This is a genomic window from Neisseria sp. HMSC070F02, assembly GCF_001814225.1.
GTDB classification, from domain to species: domain Bacteria; phylum Pseudomonadota; class Gammaproteobacteria; order Burkholderiales; family Neisseriaceae; genus Neisseria; species Neisseria meningitidis.
Genome location: NZ_KV815348.1, coordinates 1 through 2,105 on the forward strand (window position 1 = coordinate 1; position 2,105 = coordinate 2,105).

Here is a 2,105-nt window from a genome sequence, read left to right on the forward strand (position 1 = left end):
GCCCCCGCGCTGTGGTTCGGACCTGTGCAAAATGGTAAGGTGCAGATGTATTCCGCTTCGGTTTCTACCTACCCCGACAGTTCGAGCAGCCGCATCTTCCTTCAAAATCTGAAAAGAAAAACCGACCCCGGCAGACCCGGCCGCTATTCCCTCGCAACCTTGAATAAGTCGGATATTGAAAGTCGAGAGCCGACTTTCACAGGGCGGCAAACAATCATCCGATTGGATGGCGGCGTACAGCAGATCAAACTGGATAAAAGCAATGAGGCCACCGGTTTAAATGGAAATACCAACAACAACACTTTCGGCATTGTTAAGGAATATAGCGTCAATCCTGAGACCAATGAGTGGAAAAAAGTGCTGCTGCCTTGGACGGTTCGGAGTTTTAGTAATGACAATGAATTTGTAAAATTCAACAAAGAATCAGACAATTACAGCCAAAGATACCGCATCCGCGAAAACGGCAACAACAGCAAGCGCGATTTGGGCGACATCGTCAACAGCCCCATCGTGGCGGTCGGCGGGTATTTGGCTACTTCCGCCAACGACGGGATGGTGCATATCTTCAAAAAAGGCAACGGCGGGGATGACCGCAACTATAGTCTGAAGCTCAGCTACATCCCCGGCACGATGCCGCGCAAGGATATTGAAAGCAAAGACTCCAACCTCGCCAAAGAGCTGCGCACCTTTGCCGAAAAAAGCTATGTGGGCGACCGCTACGGCGTGGACGGCGGCTTTGTTTTGCGCAAAGTTGATAACTTAAACGGGCAAAACCGCGTGTTTATGTTCGGCGCGATGGGCTTTGGCGGCAGAGGCGCATACGCCTTGGATTTGACCAAAGCCGACGGCAGTGACCCGACAAAAGCCTCTTTGTTTGATGTAAAAGATAACGGCAATAATGGCAATAATCGCGTGGAATTAGGCTACACCGTCGGCACGCCGCAAATCGGCAAAACCCACGACGGCAAATACGCCGCTTTCCTCGCCTCCGGTTATGCGACTAAAGAAATTAACAGCACAGACAATAAAACCGCGCTGTATGTGTATGATTTGGAAAGCAGCGGCACGCTGATTAAAAAAATCGATGTACCCGGCGGCAAGGGCGGGCTTTCGTCCCCCACGCTGGTGGATAAAGATTTGGACGGCATTGTCGATATCGCCTATGCCGGCGATCGCGGCGGCAAGATGTACCGCTTTGATTTAAGCAATCAAGATTCTAGTCAATGGACTGTACGCACTATTTTTGAAGGCACAAAACCGATTACTTCCGCGCCCGCCATTTCCCAACTGAAAGACAAACGCGTGGTTATCTTCGGCACGGGCAGTGATTTGAGTGAGGAGGATGTTGATAATAATGATATACAATCTATTTACGGTATTTTTGACAATGACACAGACACGGGTTTTGCGCAAGACGGACTGGGCAAAGGGCTGCTCGAGCAAAAGCTGGAAAAAGACAAAGACGGCAAAACGCTGTTTTTAAGCGACTACAAAAGGTCTGACGGCTCGGGCGACAAGGGCTGGGTAGTGAAATTGGAAGCCGGACAGCGCGTTACCGTCAAACCGACCGTGGTATTGCGTACCGCCTTTGTAACCATCCATAAATATACGGGTACGGACAAATGCGGCGCGGAAACCGCCATTTTGGGCATCAATACCGCCGACGGCGGCAAGCTGACCAAGAAAAGCGCGCGCCCGATTGTGCCGGAAGCCAATCAGGCTGTCGCGCAATATTCCGGTCATAAGAAAGGCACCAACGGCAAATCCATCCCTATAGGTTGTATGGAAAAAGGCAATGAAACCGTCTGCCCGAACGGATATGTTTACGGCAAACCGGTTAATGTGCGTTATCTGGATGAAAAGAAAACAGACGGATTTTCAACAACGGCAGACGGCGATGCGGGCGGCAGCGGTATAGACCCCGCCGGCAAGCGTTCCGGCAAAAACAACCGCTGCTTCTCCCAAAAAGGGGTGCGCACCCTGCTGATGAACGATTTGGACAGCTTGGACATTACCGGCCCGACGTGCGGTATGAAACGAATCAGCTGGCGTGAAATCTTCTACTGATTTGCACGCGAAAATGCCGTCCGAAAGGTTTTCGGACG

General features: G+C 51.1%; 1 protein-coding gene. It reads left to right on the top strand.

From position 1 onward, the window contains the following. A partial coding sequence (pilC, locus tag HMPREF2959_RS00615) for a PilC family type IV pilus tip adhesin (protein WP_070696231.1) occupies positions 1-2,067 on the top strand: 2,067 nt, incomplete at its 5' end. Between the last annotated feature and the right edge of the window lie 38 nt (positions 2,068-2,105).